16 protein-coding genes are annotated in these 23,664 nt (G+C 46.3%); 7 read left to right on the forward strand and 9 right to left on the reverse strand.

Translation table 11 applies throughout. The annotated features are described in order from the left end of the window. Nucleotides 1-2,211, forward strand: a complete 2,211-nt coding sequence (gene uvrD / locus DN062_RS16130; RefSeq protein WP_112160331.1) for a DNA helicase II — start codon at nt 1-3, stop codon at nt 2,209-2,211. Beyond that, the gene (locus tag DN062_RS16135) at nt 2,212-2,964 is read left to right on the forward strand and encodes a sulfite exporter TauE/SafE family protein (RefSeq protein WP_112160332.1); all 753 of its coding nucleotides are present in this window, start codon (nt 2,212-2,214) and stop codon (nt 2,962-2,964) included. It begins immediately after the preceding gene. Here DN062_RS16135 and DN062_RS16140 read toward each other — a convergent pair. Further along, nucleotides 2,957-6,514, reverse strand: a complete 3,558-nt coding sequence (locus DN062_RS16140; RefSeq protein ID WP_133256773.1) for a DUF1631 family protein — start codon at nt 6,512-6,514, stop codon at nt 2,957-2,959. The genes DN062_RS16135 and DN062_RS16140 overlap by 8 nt on opposite strands. Nucleotides 6,515-6,691: 177 nt before the next feature. Continuing rightward, the gene (locus tag DN062_RS16145) at nt 6,692-7,300 is read right to left on the reverse strand and encodes a TetR/AcrR family transcriptional regulator (RefSeq protein ID WP_112160334.1); all 609 of its coding nucleotides are present in this window, start codon (nt 7,298-7,300) and stop codon (nt 6,692-6,694) included. 86 nt (nt 7,301-7,386) lie between these two features. Between DN062_RS16145 and DN062_RS16150 the strand changes: the two genes are divergently transcribed. From DN062_RS16150 to DN062_RS16165, 4 genes are all read left to right on the forward strand, one after another. Beyond that, a complete protein-coding gene (locus DN062_RS16150) occupies nt 7,387-9,408 on the forward strand; it encodes an NADPH-dependent 2,4-dienoyl-CoA reductase (RefSeq protein ID WP_112160335.1) in 2,022 nt (673 codons plus the stop codon). 84 nt (nt 9,409-9,492) lie between these two features. Next, nucleotides 9,493-11,115 (forward strand): PhoU domain-containing protein, encoded by a 1,623-nt coding sequence (locus DN062_RS16155; RefSeq protein WP_112160336.1) that lies wholly within the window; start codon nt 9,493-9,495, stop codon nt 11,113-11,115. Continuing rightward, entirely contained in the window at nt 11,108-11,998 is an 891-nt protein-coding gene (locus tag DN062_RS16160) for a GAK system ATP-grasp enzyme (RefSeq protein WP_112160337.1), read from the forward strand. The genes DN062_RS16155 and DN062_RS16160 overlap by 8 nt, the downstream gene beginning before the upstream one ends. Before the next feature lies 1 nt (nt 11,999). Then, entirely contained in the window at nt 12,000-13,367 is a 1,368-nt protein-coding gene (locus DN062_RS16165) for a metallophosphoesterase (RefSeq protein ID WP_112160338.1), read from the forward strand. Here DN062_RS16165 and DN062_RS16170 read toward each other — a convergent pair. After that, complete coding sequence (locus DN062_RS16170; RefSeq protein WP_112160339.1) at nt 13,348-15,675, reverse strand: putative bifunctional diguanylate cyclase/phosphodiesterase; 2,328 nt, start codon at nt 15,673-15,675, stop codon at nt 13,348-13,350. The two genes, DN062_RS16165 and DN062_RS16170, sit on opposite strands and share 20 nt — an antisense overlap. Nucleotides 15,676-15,797: 122 nt before the next feature. On the opposite strand from DN062_RS16170, the gene DN062_RS16175 reads away from it, so the two are divergent. Next, nucleotides 15,798-16,811, forward strand: a complete 1,014-nt coding sequence (locus tag DN062_RS16175; protein ID WP_112160340.1) for a GGDEF domain-containing protein — start codon at nt 15,798-15,800, stop codon at nt 16,809-16,811. Nucleotides 16,812-16,840: 29 nt separating this feature from the next. On the opposite strand, the gene cheD is transcribed toward DN062_RS16175, so the two are convergent. The 6 genes from cheD to DN062_RS19110 form a co-directional block, all read right to left on the reverse strand. Further along, nucleotides 16,841-17,452, reverse strand: coding sequence for a chemoreceptor glutamine deamidase CheD (gene cheD / locus DN062_RS16180; protein ID WP_112160341.1), 612 nt, complete (start codon nt 17,450-17,452; stop codon nt 16,841-16,843). Between the two features lie 30 nt (nt 17,453-17,482). After that, nucleotides 17,483-18,625 (reverse strand): methyl-accepting chemotaxis protein, encoded by a 1,143-nt coding sequence (locus DN062_RS19105; protein ID WP_112160342.1) that lies wholly within the window; start codon nt 18,623-18,625, stop codon nt 17,483-17,485. Between the two features lie 12 nt (nt 18,626-18,637). Then, the gene (locus DN062_RS16190; RefSeq protein WP_112160343.1) at nt 18,638-19,699 is read right to left on the reverse strand and encodes a protein-glutamate methylesterase/protein-glutamine glutaminase; all 1,062 of its coding nucleotides are present in this window, start codon (nt 19,697-19,699) and stop codon (nt 18,638-18,640) included. Then, entirely contained in the window at nt 19,699-20,319 is a 621-nt protein-coding gene (locus DN062_RS16195; protein WP_112160344.1) for a chemoreceptor glutamine deamidase CheD, read from the reverse strand. The genes DN062_RS16190 and DN062_RS16195 overlap by 1 nt, the downstream gene beginning before the upstream one ends. Continuing rightward, entirely contained in the window at nt 20,316-21,173 is an 858-nt protein-coding gene (locus tag DN062_RS16200) for a CheR family methyltransferase (protein WP_239995817.1), read from the reverse strand. Before DN062_RS16200 ends, DN062_RS16195 begins: the two co-directional genes overlap by 4 nt. 63 nt (nt 21,174-21,236) lie before the next feature. Then, nucleotides 21,237-23,651 (reverse strand): methyl-accepting chemotaxis protein, encoded by a 2,415-nt coding sequence (locus DN062_RS19110; protein WP_205126758.1) that lies wholly within the window; start codon nt 23,649-23,651, stop codon nt 21,237-21,239. Nucleotides 23,652-23,664 lie beyond the last annotated feature (13 nt).

Here is a 23,664-nt window from a genome sequence, read left to right on the forward strand (position 1 = left end):
ATGGACGTCACTCATATTATTGATTCGCTGAACGATGCTCAGCGTCAAGCGGTAACTGCCCCTGTCAAAAACCTTTTGGTCCTTGCTGGAGCAGGCTCAGGCAAGACTCGAGTTCTGGTTCACCGTATTGCATGGCTTGTTGAAACAGAAGGTCTATCGCCATTTTCAATTATGGCGGTTACCTTTACCAACAAGGCGGCACGAGAAATGCGTGGCCGTATTGAAGAGTTACTTAAGATCAACTCACATGGCATGTGGGTTGGCACCTTCCACGGGCTTGCGCATCGCATGCTGCGGGCTCATTGGAAAGAAGCTGGCTTGAAAGACAACTTTCAAATCATGGACAGTGACGACCAACTTCGACTTGTTAAGCGCCTGTGCAAAGAAATGAACCTAGACGACACACGTTGGCCACCGCGCCAAGTGCAATGGTTTATTAACGCACAAAAGGATGAGGGACTGCGCAGTCAACATCTTGATCGAACAGCCGATCCTTTCCAACAAACCATGATCGACCTATATAGCGCCTACGAGGTCGCTTGCGAGCGCGGAGGCATGATCGATTTTGGCGAGCTATTGCTGCGCTCACTCGAGCTACTAAGAGACAAATCCCCTTCTCTCCTTGCGCATTATCGAGAGAGATTTCGCTATGTTTTGGTCGATGAGTTTCAAGACACCAATGCCATTCAATATGGCTGGTTAAGACTGCTTTGCCAAGGCGAACAAAAACTCATGGCAGTGGGCGATGACGACCAGTCTATTTATGGCTGGCGTGGGGCGCGGATTGAAAACATTCAAACACTCTCAGATCACTTTCCTGAGACGGAAACCGTCCGCCTTGAACAGAACTACCGCTCTACCAATCGAATTCTACAAACAGCAAATGCCGTCATTCAGAACAACACCGGGCGCTTAGGGAAAAAGCTCTGGACTGAAGGGCGCGAAGGTGAAGCTGTATCGGTCTACAGTGCCTTCAACGAGCAAGATGAAGCACGCTTCATTGTCGACCAAATTGAAAAATGGATCGAGCAAGGAAACCGACGTGATGAAAGCGCCATTCTCTATCGCTCCAATGCTCAATCCCGAGTTTTAGAAGAGGCTCTCATTCGTAGCGCGGTGCCCTATCGTATCTATGGCGGACAACGTTTTTATGATCGCCTGGAGATAAAAAATGCACTGGCCTACCTACGCTTGATCGCCAACCGCGAAGATGACACCGCGATGGAGCGAGTCATCAACGTGCCCACTCGCGGAATTGGCACACGGACAATTGAACTCATTCGTGAACGGGCTCGCCAAGAAAACATTGCCATGTGGCGCGCGGCCAATGAAATCGTTGAGCTTAAGGTTCTGCCAGCAAGGGCCAGTAACGCATTACAGGTATTTCTTAACCTAGTGAACCAAATGGGTACAGAAACTGAAGGACTGGAACTGCACGAGCAAACCGACCATGTCATTAAAACATCTGGCCTAATTGAGCATCATGAGAAGGAAAAAGGCGAAAAAGGCCAATCTCGCATTGAAAACTTAGATGAGCTGGTCACCGCTGCCCGGCAGTTTTCGGGGCAGTGGGAGCGTGAAAACAGCGATGAGAACGCGAATGTGCTGTCTGCATTTCTTGATCAAGCCGCGCTGGATGCGGGCGAAGCACAAGCCGATACTCATGCCGATGGCGTTCAACTAATGACACTCCACTCTGCAAAAGGACTGGAATTTCCTCTTGTTTTTTTAACGGGCATGGAAGAGGGTTTGTTTCCTCACAGCATGTCAGCGGAAGAGCCTGGGCGCTTAGAAGAAGAACGCCGACTGTGCTATGTCGGCATTACCCGAGCCATGCAAAAGCTCTACCTCACTCTTGCAGAATCACGCCGCCTGCATGGACAAGAAAAATACAATCGACCGTCTCGCTTTATCAAAGAAATTCCAGACGAATTACTTGAAGAGGTTCGCTTGAACGCGAATGTTCGACGCCCCTTCAGCAGCAGTCAGAATTCAAATAAAAGCTCACTTTTTCAGTCACCTAGTTTAGCACAAACCAGTGTTTCAGGATTAAGCTTCAGCTTAGGACAACGCGTTTTACACCCTAAGTTTGGTGAGGGACTCATCGTTAACTACGAAGGATCTGGGCCAAAAGCCCGAATTCAAGTGAATTTTGACGACGAAGGGAGTAAATGGTTGGTCGCCGGTTTTGCTCGCTTGGAAGCTTTGTAAATGGAATGGCTGCTCCCTGCTGAAATCGCCCCTTGGATGGGCGTCTTTTTAGTGATTGCCGCCGGATTCACATCGGCGATCACGGCCAGTATCGGTGTCGGGGGCGGTGTTTTACTGCTCGCCATTATGGCTATTGCAATGCCACCCGCCGCCGTGATTCCTGTGCACGGTATGGTTCAACTGGGATCAAACTTCAATCGCGCGGTGATGACCCTGCAACATATTGATTGGAAGCTGCTTGCCACATTTACACCCGGTGCGATGCTAGGAGCGTTGCTCGCTAGCCAATTTCTTGTCCAACTTCCGCTGTCGGCGCTGCAGTTGAGTATTGCTGGTTTTATCCTATTTTTATGTTGGGGACCCAAAATCCCACCCGTTGGCTTAGGCCGTGTAGGGACATTTATCGCAGGGGTGATCACCACATTTATTAGCATGTTTGCTGGAGCCACCGGCCCTCTTGTTGCCGCATTTGTAAAGCAACAGCAAAATGGAGATCGCTTTTTAACCGTTGCGAATTTTGCAGCCTGCATGAGCGTTCAACACCTGCCGAAAGCCTTAGTATTTGGCGCAGCCGGGTTCGTTTTCAACGAATGGTTAGGTCTGATGTTATTAATGATTATCAGCGGGGCAATTGGCACATGGTTCGGACTTAAAGTGCTCAAAACACTATCAAACAAACGATTTGGATTGATTTTCAACCTAATTCTAACCGTTTTAGCTTTCCGGCTAATTTGGCAGGCAGTCGCTAACTAAACGCCTTAACCACCTGAAGATTAGGGATAGATACGTTAAACTCTTCCTTCAATAGCTCAGTGACAGGGATCGGCTTATGAACAGCATATCCCTGAGCATAATCCACACCAATTTCTTTCAATTTCTCAAGAATAGCTGGCGACTCAACAAATTCAGCGACTGTTTTCATGCCCAGAAAATGGCCTATCTCATTCATTGATTTAACCATAGCGTAATCCGCTGGATTATCTGCGATATCCTTCACAAAGCTACCATCGATTTTCAAAGAGTGAGCCTTAAGATTCTTAAGGTGTGAATAAGACGCAAAACCTGTACCAAAATCATCCAACGAAAATTGACAACCAAAGCTACCGACTTGTGCCATAAACTCGCGTGCTTTCGCATAGCTGTCAATGGCAGCGGTTTCGGTAATCTCAAAGGTAATCTTATTCATGGGTAGATCATGATTACTCAACTGCTGACGCAAATACTCTAACACAGCGGCATTGCTAAGCGACTGTGCAGATAGATTAATTGCAAACCCACCTATTTGATCAAAGTAATGTCTATTCTGACGTATCCAATCAAACACTTGAGCCAAGACCCATAGATCAATTTCATGTGACCGTTTCCAGCGTTCAACGGCTGGGAAGAAGTCAGCGGGTTGAATATTTTCAACTTTTGCTTCTTCACTAAATGACACCACATGGGCGCCATTATCCCGGATTCCCAGTAGAACCTCATAATAAGGTAAGAGTTCAGATGCCTCATCGACAGGAGCCACTTTCTGACAACGCAAGTACAAGCCGTTACTTTCAATAATACGATCGATTCGTCCAGCCCACTCTTTAAGCGCCTCTTGTGCTTGTAATTGAGCATCGTAAGATTCATACACTCGGAAGCGATTGCGGCCTTCTGACTTTGCCGCCAAACAGGCGGAGTCGGCTTGACGCAGAATGGCATCGACACTCATTAGGGATGGGGTATATTCAACCAACCCAATATTTAAGCCAATACTGTATATTTCTCGATCATGTTCGAATCTATAGTCGGACAAGCGTGTCACTATCTGCGCAGCAATCTCTCTTCCCTGTGCTTCGACCACATCAGGAAGCAGCAGGATGAACGTATCACTGTTCACTACAGAAACCTGTTGAGAGGACAAAAGCACTTCTTCAATTTTACTGGCTAAATCTTTTAATAAACGATCTCCAGCATCCATTCCACAATTACTGTATACAACTCTCGTTTGATCAAACTCAATTTGACACAAACACGAATGACCTAATGCACTGGCATCTGCGGCTGCTGCATTCATTTTTCTGAATAATGCCTTGCGGTTCGCCAAGCCCGTTGCTGGATCATGCAATGCTTGATGAATTAAATCTCGATAAGACTCATCAAATAAAGCATATTCAGAACGTTCAAGCAGTGGCAATGACTGCTTTTCATTTTCCTTTGCCGTTTCTTGCGCAACACGTTCAGACAACTCCTCTAGCGTTAATGACTGCTGTTCAGATGCAGAGCGATCAACAAACCCGAGTAGACCACCTGAGCGCGCCTGCCAAATCAACTGCATCGGTACCCAACGTCCATCCTTTAAAAACAACCACCAATGGCCAACATCTAAGTGTTTTGTAATACCAAGTTTGCTTTCACTCAGGTCTGGTACCGCTCGGCGTGGAACCTCCACATAATCAACAACGCCTTCGGGTTGAGTTAAGGCCGCTAACAAAGATAAACGTAAGGGTTTTATTTCATGAGCATCAGCACCAACACTTATCAATCCTTGTGTGATATCTTCGGCGAGCTCCATGGCCGAAAACGTCTCTGAGACGGACTCCTGCATCAAACGTCTTAACATCAAGTCAAACACGCTAATGGCTTGTTTTCGCTTATCTGCATCCATATGCAGTTGCAAAAGTACGAGATATTGCCGCCATCCCAATTCTAATAAACGAATAATGAGAACAGGGACTCGCTCACCTCCTAAGCGTGTCTCTAAAAACGCATCGACACGCTCTCTGGCATTGCGTAATACGTTCTGCGATTCGTAACGCTGCTGTGTACGAAACACACGATTGCGGCGAGCCTTACGAATCGGTTGAATAATTTTTTGAAGCTTGTCTCTAACTCTACTGAAGACTTCGGGGTCTTTAGAAAACTCTCGGTCAACTAAATCCACTTGAATCGCTAGGAAACGGCGTAGTTTTGCATCAAAAAAGTGCCCTTTTGAATCTGCAGCCATCGCAAACTGGTCAATGAGGTTTACGACATCGCGCGCAGGATGCACATCACTCATCAAAAAATCGAGATCTTTCAACATGAGCTTTAACAACGGACGCTCTAAACGTTTAAGCAGACTGTCAATATCGGATGCCTCATCATGCTCGGATCGTGCACGCGTAAATAAACGAGCAGCGCCATTGAGCACTTCGGCTTGATGCGCAGGGATAGATCGAGCCTGACCAGCGTTCACCGACAAATAGGTCTGCAACTGCTCTGCTGGCGATTGCGCGACAGACTGACTTCGAGTCAGGTGGCCTGCCGACATGCTTTCTATGCCCGCCAAGATTTCTTCCATTGGCGCCGCCTGACCCGCTGCGTGAGCAATTGGCTTGGCTCGCTTGTTTGCAGCTTGTCCTTCCCGACTGACCAGCGTCTGACGTGTGTTATTCAAGACCGCCGTCAAGCGCGACAACACCCTGATGGAATTATCAATTGCTGACGCTTGACTTGATCGACCCACGGCTGAAGCCGGTAAAGGGGATGACTCTTGATCCAATAACTCTAAAATTTGCGCAAAACTGGACTCGGCATTGGATCGACTGGCTTCATTTCGTTTTGTCGAATAAGGCGCATTTGGCTCGGCAACTCTTGACTCAGATCTTGGCTGAACAGTCGGCTTCGGCAAATCCAATTCGGCAGGCCGCTCTGTTGGCTTTTTAATCTCTACACGTGGTGTGACATCCTCTAATACAGTGGCTAAGTGCTGTAAAAAAACCGGGTAGTCTTGTTCTAAGGAGTGCCCTAAGGCCGTGTACAAAATAGCGCGTATCGGATTATTAAAGTCTTCATCCTTAATCGCATCTTGGAAGGAACGACACACCAAACGAGGACCAAACGGATTGTTGTTACGATCAAGTGTTAGATTTAAAACAACGCCATATCTGGCCTCAAAATCCAACATAGACTGAGAGTATTTGGCTTCTAGCGCTTCACTGACGGTTGCGATCTTGAGCCAGTCATCAAACTCCGTTTCATCAACAAGCTCTAATACCGCAGTATCTGAGCTGCCTAAAAATGAGGGGGTATGTGTTGAATCAGATTGAATGCGTTCATGCAAAAGTGTTTTGAATTTTTTGGAGATATTAGGTTTGAGAATATCAAAGTCATTGGCAAGCTTAATAAAATAAGACGATTCACGAAGAGAATCCGCTTCAAGACCGGCTTCTTTTAGATGTGCAGGTACACTCGCAAAAAAATGATCGACGACATCATCAATGAATGATAAAAACAAAGTGTTACATTTGTTGCGTAACACTTGCTTCGCGTTGGAGTCCAGCTTCACAACACCTCTCAGCACTACCGACCAAGTTCCTAAGCAGTATAAAACCCTCGACTGTTTAATACAACGTAAGCGTCATTAATCCGTTTCAAAGCGCTTTTGAGACGGTTTTTGATTTAAGAAATTGATACCTAAAGAATTATAAGCATATTAAGAGTTCTTCACTGAACCTTAGATGAACTAACGCTTTATGCTTGTGGTCTCCAACCAAGAGTTTACCAGGGTACGAGCAATTGACTCTAAATCCTCTGGATTCAAATAAATACCATCATTAAAAAGACGACACAAACCGTGCAAACCCGCCCAACTTGACTGAGCCACCCTAAGAGCAGAATCGTCAGTGCTTAACACCCGCTCTCTTTGCAGCCGCTCAATCCAGTCAACCCAACGCTTGAACGTGACTTTTGAGACCTGCTTTAAAGATTCCGTTGGTGCTCCTGTTTTCCAGATATCTCGCCCAAACATCAAGTCATAGGTCTCGACATGTTCTTGAGAAAAGCGAATATAGGTCAAAACATAAGCCTCCAGTGCTGTTGCCGTTGGCAACACTTCGCATTCAGATAAACAGCCTTCTTGTAAGCGAAACCCTTGTTCGGCTATCGCGCAAAGCAAATCATTCTTGTCTTTAAAATGATGATAAGGAGCCATACGCGACACACCAACTCGATCGGCTAGCTTACGCATTGATAAAGCCTCTACACCGCCTTCACGAAGCAACTCTGTTGCAGCATCCAATAAAGATTTATACAAATCACCATGATGATAGTGCTGTTTTTGATTACTCGTCATCGAAAATGCATCCTTAATCTTGACACTGTCAAAATACACCTCTATCTTGACACTGTCCAGATAATATCAATAACAGGAAACTCGTCATGACTCACGCTCTCTATCCGCATTTATTCAGTCCGCTTGATCTTGGTTTCACTCAACTAAAAAACCGTGTATTAATGGGCTCAATGCATCTAGGTCTAGAAGAGGCCCCACAAGGATTTGAGCGCATGGCTGCCTTTTATGCCGAACGAGTCCGTGGTGGCGTTGGCCTGATTGTCACCGGCGGCATTGCGCCAAATAGTGAAGGCGTCGTCCACAGTGGGTCAGCACAGCTTTCAAATCCGGATGATGTTGAGAAGCACCGCATCATTACGCAAGCCGTTCACCAAGAAGGGGGCAAAATATGCATGCAGATACTGCACACAGGACGCTATGCGTATAGCCCAAAACTGGTCGCACCTTCTGCCCTTCAAGCACCCATTAATCCATTCACACCCAAAGCCTTAACCCCCGAAGAGGTAGAAAAGCAAATAGAAGATTTTGAACAGTGTGCGTTACTGGCACAAGCCGCTGGTTACGATGGTGTGGAAATTATGGGTTCAGAAGGCTATCTGATCAACCAGTTCATTGCCCAACGCACCAATCAACGTGACGATGACTGGGGTGGCAGCTATCACCAGCGCATTCGTTTCCCGATCGAAATTGTTCGGCGTGTTCGTCAAGCCGTGGGCAATCAATTTATTATCATCTATCGTCTATCCATGTTGGATCTCGTTGAAGGCGGTAGCAGTCACGATGAAATCGTTGAGCTAGGACAAGCTGTAGAAAAAGCAGGTGCAACGTTGATTAACACAGGCATTGGGTGGCACGAAGCACGCATTCCAACCATTGCAACAAAGGTTCCGCGTGCCGCCTTTACTTGGGCAACTGCACAGATTCGCAAATCTTTATCTATTCCGGTCATTACTTCTAATCGAATTAATATGCCCGATGTGGCCGAAGCAGTCCTGGCAAGAGGTGATGCTGATATGGTCTCCATGGCCCGCCCCTTTCTTGCAGACCCTGAGTTTATCAACAAAGCCGCTGAAGGCAGAGCCGATGAGATCAATACGTGCATAGGTTGCAACCAGGCCTGTCTCGATCATATCTTTGCAGGCAAACTGACAAGCTGCTTAGTCAATCCCAGAGCCTGCCATGAGACTGAAATCATTATTACACCTACGCTCACACCTAAAAAGTTAGCGGTGATTGGTGCAGGACCTGCAGGCTTAGCGTTTTCTATCACTGCGGCCAAACGTGGTCACTCTGTAACGCTATTTGATGCAGCTCCCGAGATAGGTGGCCAATTCAATATCGCAAAACGTATACCCGGCAAAGAAGAGTTTTATGAAACACTGCGTTACTTTAAACGCCAAATTGAGCTCACCTCTGTAGAGCTTCGACTCAACACCCCCGTTAGTGCAAGCATGCTCAACGAATCTGACTTTGATGAGGTCATTCTAGCAACAGGGATACAGCCGCGTACACCTGATATTGAAGGCATTGATCATCCAAACGTCCTCAGCTATCTCGATGTCATGCAAGGTGCGAAGGTTGGCCAAAGGGTCGCCATTATTGGTGCAGGCGGCATAGGCTTTGATCTAGCGGAGTACCTCATACACCAGGGCGAGTCCAGCAGCCTTAATATCCCCCAATACATGAAAGAATGGGGCGTCGACATGTCCATGGAAGCAAGAGGCTCTGTGGAAAAGGTGACACCCGTTTTTCATCCAGCCGCTCGTGATGTCTTTTTACTGCAGCGAAAAGCCTCTAAGGTCGGTGCCCAACTGGGCAAAACAACGGGATGGGCACACAGAGCAGGTCTCAGTAAGCGAGGCGTCAAAATGCTTAATGCCTGTGAATATCAACGCATTGATGATCAGGGACTGCATCTTACCGTCAAAGGCGAGCCCACATGTCTTGAGGTCGATCACATTGTCATTTGTGCTGGCCAAGACCCCAATCGTTCTTTGGCTGAACAACTAGCCAAACCCATCCATTTAATTGGAGGTGCAGATAAAGCCAATGAGCTGGATGCAAAGCGTGCAATCGATCAAGGAACACGTCTGGCGATTGCACTATAAATAATCAACACTTCTTTGCCATGGCTAGCGATCTGTTGCCTCTATCGTTATGATTAACGCTATGTTCAATCTTGAGATAAAGTTATGAATCTGGCGCTGCCGAGCGAAGTAAAAACTCAGCTTGTTTTTTTACTGGCCGAGGTTCGTACTCAATTGCAAAACCTGATGAGCCTCGTCGACAACCCATCGACGGCTCTGGTTAGGTCGATTACAGAACGCAGCGGGCATAGTTACAACTTAAAGCAGCGTGTTCATGCACGCTGCCTGAAGGCCTTCCAAGAAAAGCAGTCACTGGATGCACAATCCTTGAAGGCAGCAGGCGACATCGCCGATGAATTAGAGCGCATCGCCAGCCTCTGTCGAGATGCAGCCCGCGAGCTACAACAGCTCAATACCAATAAAATGCTAACTAAACACAAATACCCTAAACAACTGGAGCGGATTGAGGCTGCCCTTAAGCAAGTCGAAGGTATTTTAGGCTCCAATGATACTCAAGATGCCTTACGTATCGGACAAGTCCGACAGAAGCTCTCTCGCTTCTACAAAAAGACACTGGATGCCCATCTTAAGGCGTTAAAAAGAAAGAAACAGACTGAGTCTTTAATTAGCAGTTTATTTCTCGCTCGTTATCTTTTAGATATGGGTGAATCCTTAGTGAATATTAGCGAGTCTCTGATCGCTGTGCTCTTGGGGCAACCCATGAACATGAAGCAATTTCTATCCTTACAAGCCATGGTTTCCACGCTTGGGCATCAAGCCTGGGACAGTTTATCTCTTGAAACCATCGCAGAAACACGTTCTGGCAGCGCCATTTCGGCCATCACCAACGAAGAAGATGATCATTTTATTGGTGTACTCAAAGAAGGTGAGTTACGCAAAGTTCAAGAAGAACGCAAGGGATTACAGCGCTGGAATACGATTTTTCCGGGCATTGCCCCCCAAATTTTGTCTCACCACCATCAAGGCAGCTCAGGTGCACTGATCATTGAGCACTTACCCGGCAAAACCTTAGAGCAAATGCTCCTGCAGGACAGTGCAGAAGAGCTTAAGCGCGGATTGCAAAAAATGCATCAGATGTTACCACGCATCTGGGTATCCACACGTCGAAAGGACAAAGCCTTTCCTCTGTTTGTTCAGCAATTAAAAAAACGCTTACCTGCCATTTTGAACATCCATCCAAGATTTAACGAGCAGATCAAGGCGCAGACGCCTTTTAGCCTTAAAACTCTCCTCTCAAAAGCGGAACAGATAGACAACCAAGTGTCTTGCCCCTTCTCCGTCTATATTCATGGAGATTTTAATCTGGATAATATTTTGTACGAAGATGAAAATAAACAAATTCGATTTATCGACCTGCATCGATCGAGACACATGGATTATGTTCAAGATGTCACCGTTTTTATTGTCTCCGCCTTACGTTTGCCCTTATTTGATGAGGCTTCAAAATCTCGTGTGAATGAGACCGCGTCGGCTATGTTTACAATTGCACAGCAGTTTGCTCAGGAGCAAAAAGATCCGACGTTTGAAATTCGAATGGCGCTAGGCCTTGCTCGTAGTCTAATCACGTCAACTCGTTTTATTCTTGATGAGGCCCACGCAAACTACTTGTTTGATAAAGGCATTATCCTGCTAAACCATATCGTTCAACACGATAGTGCACCACTCAATCAGTACCGTTTACCTTTCAAGGATGTGCTCCATGGGTAGTCTTAAAATCGGAGTAGTCGGCATCCCTGGTAAATGGTCGACCGAAGTCCTAGCAGATGAAGTTGAAAAACGAACAGGTTTTAGGTTAGTGATTGAGCTGGCAAAGCTAGAACTTGACCTGATCCAAGGCTGCGTCACCTACTCTGGCCATAACTTATGTAAATTAGATGGCATTATCATTAAGAAGATAGGCTCTGATTTTGGCCATGTTAGCATTGAGCGCTTGGAACTGCTGCGGGTTGCCGAAGCCTGTGGTGTTCGGGTATTTAGTAGTGCAAACAGCTTAATTCGTCTATTAGATAGATTAACCTGCTCGGTAACCCTGCGTAACCATCAAATCCCCATGCCTCAAACCTTAATTACAGAGTCTGTTGATAGTGCGCTGTCGAAAACACTCGAGTGGGGAAGCGCAGTCATCAAGCCTTTATTTTCGACGAAAGCGAGAGGCATGCAAATTCTATCTGCGCAACAGTCGAAAGAGGAGCTCCTCCTTGAGCTGAACCGCTACAAGGCCCGCCACCCGATTTTGTATGTGCAGAAAAAAGTCGAGTTAGGTGGGCAAGACATGGCCCTGATTTTTCTTAAAGGTCAGTTCATCGGTTCCTATGCTCGGATTGCCGCCAAACACACTTGGAATACGACCATTCACAGCGGTGGACATTATGCACCTTATACGCCGGACTCCCAGACACTAAGTATTGCTGAACGCGCTCAATCTGCATTTAATCTAGACTTTGCAACCGTTGATATTGCCATGACGCCTGAGGGCCCTGTCGTATTTGAGGTGTCAACATTGGGTGGTTTCAAGGGGGCTAAAATGGGATGTGGAATAGATGTTGCTGCGATCTATGCCGAGTACGCAATTCAAGAATTGAGAGTGTGATATGCTACCGTGGCTTTCATCTGCAGATCAGATCCGGTACGCACGCCATAATCTTGATTGGAACCTACCAACGCATATCGAACCTTGGTTAGATCCAAAAGCACAGGGTCTTCACTGGCAAATCATTAATGCGTCTGCAACACAAAGTCGTCTGCAACAATTATCAGATCCTGCGCGCTGGAGCTGGCCAAAAAATCCCGTCTTCTTTTTTACCGATTTACATGCTGACCCCACCGCCTTTACCGCCTCTTTAATCACAAGCGGCCTGATGACTCACCCAGACAATGCAGGCAGCGACCCACGACTAACCCTGCCATCAGATTCGTTTGAAATTGTCATAGGTGGTGACTGCTTTGACAAAGGGCCGTCCAATTTAGGCGTGCTTCGCCTGCTTAAAAGCCTACTCGATCAAAACCTAAAACTGACGCTTTTAGCTGGCAATCATGACCTGCGTATGCTGCTCGCAATGCGCAGTCTGCTAGACTCACACCCCGCAAGCCGTTACTTGCTAATCCGTTTAGGGCGTAAAGTCATTCCCTTTTTTCAGGAATTACTCAACGAATACAGACCATCTGCAGACTTGTGGCAGTCCATACCCGATGAAGCCAGCTGTCTAGAACGCTTGCTGCCGAACGCAACAACTTCCGAGCTGTTCAAAAAAGCGACTGGACACTTTATGACCGAACAACAAATTGCTCGGGAACTGGAGCGACTTTCGTATCGAGCGGATGCGTTCAAGCGCTATGCCAAAGACGCTCAATTGAGCTTTCGCGATATTTATACGGCCATTCATCTCTGGAAGGACGCATTTTTATTGCCAGAGGGTGAGTTCTTTTGGTTTTTCAAACAGCAACAATTAGCCTACCAAGTGGGTAGTTTTTTATTTTTACATGCAGGCTGTGATGATGAGATGGCCAATTTTTTAGCGCAGCACTCGTGCAAACAACTGAATCAAGTCTATCAGACGGCACTGGATGGGGATCCTTTACACCTATACTTTGGTGCATTGGGCAATATGATACGAACAAAATACCGTTCGTTAGACCCAGCGCTCACCCCGTCTGGGGCTCAGGCGCTGGATCAGGCAGGCATCACCGCACTTGTGCATGGGCATCGAAACCTGCACCATGGACAACGCATCAGCCTGCGTAGCAACGCACTGCATTTTGAATGCGACACCACGATGAATTGTCACTCAAGAGCCGCTGAGTCTCTTAATGGGCAAGGCGCGGGAGTCACGGTCATTCATCCCGAAGGCTATGTTCTGGGCATCAGCTCCGACTACCCTGCATGTAAACACTTTGATCTCAGCAGCTTGAATACGCTTGCCTCCGCGCTAAACACACAGGTTACCACTGGCAATTCGTAATCACGTACAGCGTACGTAATTGATCAATTAACTCTTGGCTCAGTAACTCAAGGTGCTGAAGCACACGAGTACGCGCTTCTTCCTCTGTTGAGACAGCACCATAGAAAAGTTCGTGACTGACCTGCTCAATGCGAGCGTACAAAGGTTCTATATTCATAAACTCAGGTTGTTGACACACCTGCTGCAAATGACCTTTCCTTACCCAGTGATCGGGATGCTCTGCAAAATAAAATGCAGGTGGCTCCGACACCGTGCCCCTGACATATTTGTGCACCTCACGTAGCCAACCTCTGAACTCCACTTCGGCATAGATTAATGCTAAGTTATCACGGTTAACTGGAAAATTTTGACAGGCATTCCAACTCGGGAATGAACTCCAAGAGCACCGCCATTCTTCAAAGACTGACGCGGGTATTGGACGTGAAATTCCATAGCCCTGCCCTATGTCACAGCCCAAACGGAGCAGTAGTTCACCATGCTCCTCCGACTCAACCCCCTCGGCAATCACACTGCGCTGGAAGGCTGTGGCTAAACTGATCACACCTTGCACCAGTGTTGTATCGCCCACATCCCATAACATATCGCGGACAAAGCTTTGGTCAATTTTAAGTGCTGCTGCAGGTAAGCGACGTAAGTAACTTAAGGATGAATAGCCTGTTCCGAAGTCATCTAACGAAAATTGAACACCCAATCGGGTAATCTTTTCCATCACCTGAGAAACCTTTTCTATGTCCTCCAACGCCGCTGTTTCGAGAACCTCTAATTCCAATAGACGAACATCAACATCGGAATAATGAGTCAACAAAGTTTGAAAACGCTCGAAGAAATCATCCTGCTGCAAGTCAAGCGCTGCAATATTAACACTCAACGTCAGCGCAACGTTTTTTGATTTCCAAAAAGACAGTTGTTTGAATGCAGCTTCTAGCACCCAATGATCCAATTTCAGGATCACAGGGGTGTTTTCAATCACTGGCAAGAAGGCGCCAGGAGCCAACACGCCATGTTCAGGATGGTTCCAGCGGATGAGGGCTTCTGCACCTAAGACTTTTCCGGTGCGCATATTAATTTTAGGCTGGTAGTACAGCTCCATTTCGTCCTGATCAATGGCCTGCTCGATGCGCGCCAAATACTCCATTTGCGAATCATTCTGCTGGCTTTCTAGCGTATCAAAAATATAATAGCAATCCTTGCCCATCGCTTTAGCCCGGTACATCGCCTGATCCGCATGACGTATTAAACGATCCGCATCGGCTGAATCATCTGGGTAAACGGTGACACCCAAGCTTGCGGTGATATTGAGCTCATGTCCGGACAGGTTAATCGGTTTACGGATAGCAGACAACAAACGCTCTAACACCATGCGACATTCTTCCATACTGCCGACATTCGTTAAAACAATAACAAACTCATCTCCACCTAAACGCGCTAAAATATCGCCGGTTCTTAAGGACTTTTTCAGACGTAGCGAGGTTTCAATCAGCAACTGATTGCCATCGTCTATCCCATATTCATCGTTAATCGTTTTAAAGCGATCTAAATCAAGATACACAATCGCCAAAAGCTTATCTTTTTGGCGAGACTGCAAGGCAAGTTCCAGTTGCCCCGTTAGAAGATAGCGATTGGGTAAGCCCGTTATTGCATCATAATAGACAGCATGCTCTAACTGTATTTGATGGCTTTTTTGGCGAGTAATGTCCCTTTCATGCATCAAAAAAACGGTTTGTCGCGTTTTCGTATCGAAAGAGAGTTTAAACCCAACTTGATGCCATACTTGATTAGATACCTGAAGATCTAGCGCTTTGATATCCGCTCCTGACGCCTTTAACTGGGTGTATAAGCTCTCACCCTGCGCACTGCTCAGAAAGTAGTCTGAGAGACGATTTTTTCCCGCATGCGCACGCTCAGCTTGCTTGTTCCGAGACAGTACAACGCCTTGATCATCGAAAACCGTTAGCATTTGATCGCTAGGCACTTCATTTAATGCGTAGACTTCAACCAACTCAGCCAATTGGCCATTTTTTAACGTGATGTGCTTGCAATGACAATTCACATTAACAGGTTCATTGTTAGCATAGAACACCCAGGACTCATAACGCGGGTGCTTTTCGCCATACGTAGACAGCAAAGCGCGCGAGTGGTCCTTGTAGGTGAACCGCCGTAACGCGCCTAGACTTTTTTCATTCCAAAGATTAAGAGCTGCAGTGTTCGCCCAAACGATGTGTGCTCTCTGCTGATCAAAAACCCAAATGGGTGTTTCCAGCTCTCTAGGATCAAAGCAAAACGATGCTTCTATCAACAACTCGCTCACTGGTCTCTTCCAAACTTTGATTGAAGCAATTTAACATCCCTAAAAACTTATTGTAGCGTGCTCGTCGATTAATGCTATTATCTGATTATTAATGTATTTAAACCTCGATGTTGAGAAGGGCTATGCAGTATTCTGACAATTCACAACAAGCCGCCGAATATCTAAGGCAGGCCGTCCCCCTAATGGTTAAATACAAAATACCGCCGCATCCACTCAACTATGCACTTTGGTATACCTATGTTACACATAAACTTCCCCGACTCAACCAAGATTTAGATCAAACGATCAAGAAATACGGTACCTGCCCAGCGGGGCTTGAAACAAAACTGTTTCGCAGCCACTTGATCAGCCAAGAGTTAGGGGAAACAGAGAAGCTACAAGCCGCACTGATTTCAGTTGCAACAGGGCTCAATCATTCGGCAGAACTGGCCGTCGAATCCACCAATGATTTCACACAGCTTTTGCAAGAAAGCTTACAAGCCTTACATGAAGCCGATGAAGCCCCCGTTCTCGAAACCATTGCCCAATCACTCTACAACCATACTGTAAAAGTATCGGAGGCTACCAGTCATTTTCAACAGCGTATTAGCGATGCTCAAAAAGAAATTAAACGCTTGCAAGAAGAGTTAAATGCAACGCGTCATGATGCTTATACCGATGCATTAACACATCTTTATAACCGTCGCTTTTTTGATGAAACGCTGATACGTGTTTGCAATTCGACTCCCAAGCCACTTTTAGCATTGATCATGTTGGATATTGACCATTTCAAAAAGCTCAATGACACCTATGGGCATATGCTAGGTGATAAGGTTCTACAATGTTTAGGCCAAATCATCAAAGAGGAATGCCAAGAAAGTGCAGATGGTGTGAGGTTTGGAGGTGAGGAATTCGTTATTCTGGTCTACGAGCATAGCCAAGAAAATGCACTTGCACTGGCTGAACGCATTCGTCACAAAATTCAGGCCATACGTGTTAAACACAAAGCCTCAAATAGTATTATCAGCTCAATCACGGCATCCTTTGGTATCACTATACAACAGGCGTTTGATGTACCGGAGCGGATGTTAGAGAGAGTCGATCAAGCACTCTATCAAGCCAAAAACACTGGCAGGAACAAAGTGGTTTGTATTTAACTCACCCGCCTGTTCAATTGGTTGATTGATTAAAACAGATCAACAGCACCAGAGATGGGTTGAGTTGCAATGGCCTGCAGGTAGGCTTTTTCTCGTTCCAGAATCGTTGTGTTATGCAAGGAACGAATTTTCTTTAGCATAACTTTCCCTGTTTTTGGAAAAAAATACACCTTCCTGGGGTAGGTATCCAACACATCCTGAGCAACCACGGGAATGGACTCACTGGCTAAATGCTCCAGAACAAATCGAACATTTCGATCACCAACATTCATAAGCGTCATATGCTTGAGCACACGTCCACCGCCAAATACCTTGGCTTCTAAACGATTCTTACGAGCACCGAGCTTTAGTAAGTGATTGATCAATAGCTCCATCGCATACACACCGTAGCGTCCTGAGGGAGCAATCAGCCTATTGTCATAGGCCGTATTGTCTTGTGGGAGCAAAAAATGATTGAGGCCTCCTATTCCCAAGTCTTTATCACGCAAACAGACTGATACACAGGAGCCAAGTACCGTCACGATTAACGTTGAGCCATTGGTAACATAATATTCACCAGGTAACACTTTAACCGCAGACAATCCAAACTGACGATCAAAATACTCATTAGTTGCACAATGCTCAAAACCCGTTAAAGCCATTTAAATACCTTTTAGAGGACAGGTTTGCTTTTAAAACAAATCAATGTCGCCACTTTTCATTGAGCTTGCAGAGACGGGGTTCGACTTACGTCGACGTCGTTCATCTTTGAAGGCGCGAAGGCTCTTATCCAATGCAGTATCATCAAGATTCTTTTTGTCATTCTTAAGTGCCGCTGTCAAAAAGAGCAAATGCCTCTGCTCTTCGATCGTATGCTGGATAGTCTGGCTACTCATGTCTTGAAACTGCATAGCACGCATAGCATTAAAGACTGCAGCCATTAGGTCTTGAGCGATCACATCCATATCTTGCGTAACCCTCTCATCCTCATGGGCCTTATCCAACAATCGATCAATAGCCTGCTGCACCTCTTGTTTCGACTCCATAATGAATGTCATATCCTTAGACGCTATTTTGCGAACATCCTCAACAAGAGTGATGATATCGGCATTCATCTGATTCAAATGATCTTGAATACTCTTACTAAAGGTCGCCGACCGATTTGATAATGCTCGAACCTCATCTGCGACGACCGAAAAGCCTCGACCACTATCACCCGCACGTGCCGCCTCAATGGCCGCATTCAATGCTAACAAATTGGTTTGTTTGGCAATGGTGTCAATGTCATTAAGCGTCTGCAACAGAGCAGGCATCCCATCGGAAAGCGCTGAAACACGGTTAAGCATTTCCATCGAATCTTCACTCATTTTTACAGTAATTTCGACGAAATGGTTCATCGTATCGAGAGTACTTTTAGCAAAATCACTCATGTGTGATTGCCCAGAGTGTTTTGACGAGCCACTGCCACTAATCAACAACCCAGATACCAATGACTGCTGCTTTTCGATCTGCCCTTTCAAACTCACAAATGATTGGGCCAGTGTATCCAGTGCATCTTTTTCCATTTTATGCAGCGCATCAAGATCGTTTACACTCTCCGTTACCACTTGCTCAATGCATTCACCCATTTCCTGAAGGCTATCGACTACCTCCTGGTCATCATCGAGACTAGCAGGGTTAACGACTGCAAGGTTGACTTGCTTCTGAGGAAAAAAAACATTGAGCGAGACAACCACAAGCGCTATTAGCACGCCAAGCACGGGGTAGACCCACATCGACACGAATGCCCCCATACCCAATGCGGTTAGCCATACTATAAAAAACCGTACACTCATAACATCTTCCTTTTAAACTCGATTAATACGTTGGCCAACAGACTCAATGAGCTTTTCTGGAAGCGCATTTAACGGTAATACCTGATTTACCGCGCCTGCGGCGATGGCTTCTTTCGGCATACCAAAGACCACACAGCTTTTTTCATCTTGCGCAAACGTCACCGCTCCGCTGTCTTTCATCGCTTTCATGCCGATGGCACCATCTTTTCCCATGCCTGTCAGTATGACGCCAATGGCATTGCCACCAACTACTTTAGCCGCAGATGAGAAGAGCACATCGACCGAAGGCCGATGACGATTGACTAAAGGAGCGTCACTGAGTGATGTTAAATAATTGGCACCACTTCTGACGACTTCTAAATGTGCATTACCCGGTGCGATGTATACATGACCCGGCAGCACTCTCTGACGGTGTTCAGCCTCCATAACACGCAACTGACACAGTGTATTTAAACGTTCAGCAAAGGTACGCGTGAAATGTTCTGGCATGTGTTGTGTAATCATAATAGCAGGCATATCTGGGGGCAGAGGCGTTAGCAGTGCCTTAATTGCCTCGGTACCACCGGTAGACGCGCCAACAAAAATGATTTTTTCAGTGGAGTTTAGGGGTAAGGATAAGCGTTGTAGCGGTAAGCTCGCTGTTTGAGCAAAGCCTCGGATATTGGCTTTTGCACACATGCGTAGCTTGTCAGCAATAAGATCTGCATAGCTTTTTAAGCCTGAGACAATATCTAATTTTGGTTTAGCGATAAAATCAACTGCACCTAATTCTAAGGCCCTTAAAGTTACATCGGACCCTTGCTCAGTTAAGGATGACACCATCAAGACGGGCATGGGTCGCAGTCGCATTAAGCGCTCCAGAAAATCCAAACCATCCATCTTTGGCATTTCAACATCCAACGTGAGGACATCCGGATTGTGTAGCTTAATCAACTCTCTCGCCACTAACGGATCTGGGGCGGTTGCCACAACCGTCAGATCCGCATAGCTGTTAATAATTTCTGTTAGCAATTGTCGAATCAGTGCAGAATCATCAACGACCAATACTTTTATTTTAGTTTCTAATATCGCCATTAGCTAAATAGCTCCATCGGGCCTGATAAATCCATATCCACTAAACGATCAAGGTAATCTGACTCTCGGTCCAAAAGGGTTGTGTTGTTTAGCTTGTGAAGCCGCTTCACTAACACCTTACCCGTTCGGGGAAAAAAATAGAGTTTACTGGGATAGGGCTGCAAAAGATCTTGGCTTGCGACTTCAATTTGTTCCTGCTGTAAATAGTGCATCACGAATTTGGCATTCATTTCACATAGCGGCTTAGTGTCTGCTGTTTTCATCCAACTCGATGCTCCAAACACCTTTGCAACCAAATCTCTTCGTTGACTGCCCATTTTAATCAACTGATTTGTCAGCATCTCCATCGCATGACCTGCGCAATGTATGGCATCGACTGAAGATTCTGCTGTGTCTAAAAAGCGGTCAGGCACAATAAAATGACACATGCCACCCGTTTCTTTAAGACGATCCCGAATACATACACAAACACAAGACCCAACAACAGAAACAATTATCATGTCCTTGCCAGTGACAAAAAACTCCCCTGGCAGAACCTTCACGGCTTGCTGTTCAAAATAAGGGTCGTAATAAACCTCTGGGCTGATGCCAGACTTGGCGTTGTCATCTTGCGCGGTCATCGCCTTACCTTATTATTCGACGCTAATCGGACAGGTTGATAAATCGTTTTACCCTTAGACTTAAATAAGTTCGCCGCATGTTGAAAGCTTTCTGAATGCCCGGCATACAACAGTCCCGACTCATTTAGCAACGGATGGAATTTTTCTAAGACACTATATTGAGTGGGCTTATCAAAGTAAATCATGACATTACGGCAAAAGATAGCATCAAAAGGCCCCCGCAAGTGCCAACTAGGGGCCAACAAATTCAGCTGCTGAAAGCTGACCAAAGCTTGAACCTCAGGCCGAATTTTGACGGATCCTTGGCGATCGCCTTTGCCCTTCAAGAAAAAGGCTTTCAAACGCTGCACATCCATTTTTTCAATACGCTCTAGACCATAGACGCCCTGTCGCGCTTGTGCCAATACATGGGTATCGACATCTGTTGCTAGAATTTTGACGGGTGGAGTCCAACTACCAAAGGTCTCGATCGCCGTCATGGCAATCGAGTAGGCCTCTTCACCCGTTGAGCAAGCACTGGACCAAATGGTGAAACGACGCATTTGCCCTAGAGCGTTAACTTGCCGCATCTGATCTGCCAAGAAATCGAAATGATGCGCTTCTCGAAAAAAAGAGGTTAGATTGGTTGTAAGCGCATTAATAAAGTCCTGCATTTCATCTTGTTCTTGAGCCAAATAGTCCAAATAATCAGAAAAGGTACGAAGGCCTAGACTTCTTAAACGGCGAGCTATTCGGCTGTAGACAAGGTCTCGTTTTTTATCGGATAAGGCGATACCGACACGCGAACGAATGAGTAGACGAATCCGCTCAAAATCCTCTGGATTGAACACAAACTCTCGATCAATCAATTTCAACCTCACTCTGCCAGCATATTCCGTCAGCCAACCTTTTGATCGGCTGACGGGCTTAGACCTCGTTTAAAACTCTTCCCACTCATCCTCTGCCTGACGTTTAATGGGTGGGTAAGTCGGCTGTTTAGTCGGCTGTTTTACTCGTTTAGGCATTGAAGGTTGTCGAGCACTTAACGCAGGCTGCGTACTCTGGCGATTAACTGAACCTGGTGCAACCAGTTCTTCATTGAGTTTGAAAGTGGAGACAGACATGGCGAGAGCCGATGCTTGCTCTTCTAATGACTCGGCTGATGCAGCGGCTTGCTCTACCAGTGCCGCATTTTGCTGTGTTACATCATCCATTTGAGTAACCGCTTGATTAACCTGCTCAATCCCTTGGCTTTGCTCTTCCGATGCTGCTGATATTTCGCCCATCAAATCGGTCACGCGTTTAACCGACACCACTATTTCTTCAATCGTTTTGCCTGTTTCGCTGACTAAATCACTGCCTTCGTGCACGATATCAACTGAGCGATTAATCAATTCTTTAATTTCTTTTGCCGCTGCTGCCGAGCGTTGGGCTAGAGAGCGTACCTCACCGGCGACAACGGCAAAGCCTCGACCTTGCTCACCGGCTCGCGCGGCTTCAACCGCTGCATTCAGTGCAAGAATATTCGTTTGAAAAGCAATGCCGTCAATTAAGGTCGTGATATCAGCTATCTTATTGGAACTTTCACTAATGGCCTCCATGGTTTTCACCACGCGGCGAGCTTTTTCACCACCGCTCTCTGCGACTTGGGATGCACTTTGTGCCAATTGATTGGCTTGGCGCGCATTATCCGCATTCTGGCGAACGGTTGACGTCAGCTCCTCTAAACTTGATGCTGTTTCTTCTAAGCTGGATGCTTGTTCTTCTGTACGTTGCGATAAATCTGTATTGCCAGCAGATATTTCTTGGGCAGCTGTATTAATGGCCTCGACCGACTGTTTAATCTCAATCACCAGGTTGGTCAATTGCTCAACGGTTGCATTGGTGCTCGATTGTAAATCACCAAAGCTCCCTTGATAGTCACCTGTCACACGTTCAGTTAGCTCACCTTTCGACAGATGTTCTAGCACCCTCATGACTTCTCGCAAACCTCGATCAGTGACCGACATCAGCCGGTTGACACCGTCACCCAGTCGGCTAAAGAATCCAGATAAATCAGCTGTATCGATTCGTGTACTAAAATCCCCCTCAACCGCTTTTTCAACTAAGCGCGATATTTTTTCTTCCACCGCCACTTCGAGGGTTCTATCTTTCCACTCAACCACTGAGCCCAAACGCTCGCCTTCTTGATTCACGATTGGATTTGCTGTTAGGTCGAATGTACGACCACCGATGCGGACAGTGGCATCATGTTTCGTTTGAAGCGCAGTCAGTAAGTGGCGTTGGTGAGCAGGATTCTTATGGAAAAGGTCAATGCTATTGCCCAACAAATTATTGGAATCAAAATTTGGCAAATCGATACGAATCTGTTTTTCAGCGGTTTTGAACATGTCCAGAACTGCAGGATTCATATAGATAATATTAAAATCAGCATCCGCGACCATCACATTGGCCGATACACTATCAAGGGCATTTTTAATACGCAGGTTGATGTTACTGACGCGGCGGGTTTCTTGAATATCAGCATTCAATTTTCGTTGCATCACCGCCAGTGCTTGCAAAGCTGAACCAACTTCGTCCTGACGAGTCTCTTCAATTACCTGACTTAAGTTGCCCTCGCCAATCGCACGAAAGTGCGCAACCAAGGCACGTAGTGGTTTTACAATGCTGGCCAGTATTAAAAGTGCGAGAAGCAATATCACAGCCAAGGCAACAGCACTACTAATAGCTAGTGACTGTAACTCATGCTCAGCTGTTTCGACAGCATGCTCAGCATCAGCTGTGGCACGAGTGGTATTGTTCGTCACCAAAAGCTCAAAGCTTTGTCCCATCGCATCCGATTTAGGTACCATGGTTGACACAGTTCGACGGTAATCGGCCATCAAGCGTTGAAAACGAAACTCCTCGTTCGTTTCAATCATGCTTGCGATCAACGCATCCAGTTCAACGTAAATTTCTCGCCAGCTTTGGTACTCTGCAGCCAATTGGTCATAAATGGCTTGCCCGCGTTCCGTGACACGTGGAATGCTGGCAAGACGCTCCCAGTGCTGGTCAATAACAGACCAAGAGGCTTGGCGTTGATTTGCAATGCTCTGTAACAACGACTTCTCACGCCATCCATCTGTTTGTGTTAGCACTTCAATGGTTTGTGCACGTATGGTCATACGCTCGGCGTTCATGGTCATCAATGACACCATGGATGGAATACGGTTGTCTCGCATCAATTGCGCATATTTAGACCACCCGGTAAATCCCTGATAGGCTTCATAACTGGCAAAGCCTAGGGCAATCAACATAACTAAGGTCATCAAGCCTATTTTCAGGCTCGTTTTCAGGTTGTTAAACGCTTTCATGTATCGCTCTCCC

The sequence above is a fragment of the Nitrincola tibetensis genome, assembly GCF_003284585.1.
Lineage (GTDB): Bacteria > Pseudomonadota > Gammaproteobacteria > Pseudomonadales > Balneatricaceae > Nitrincola > Nitrincola tibetensis.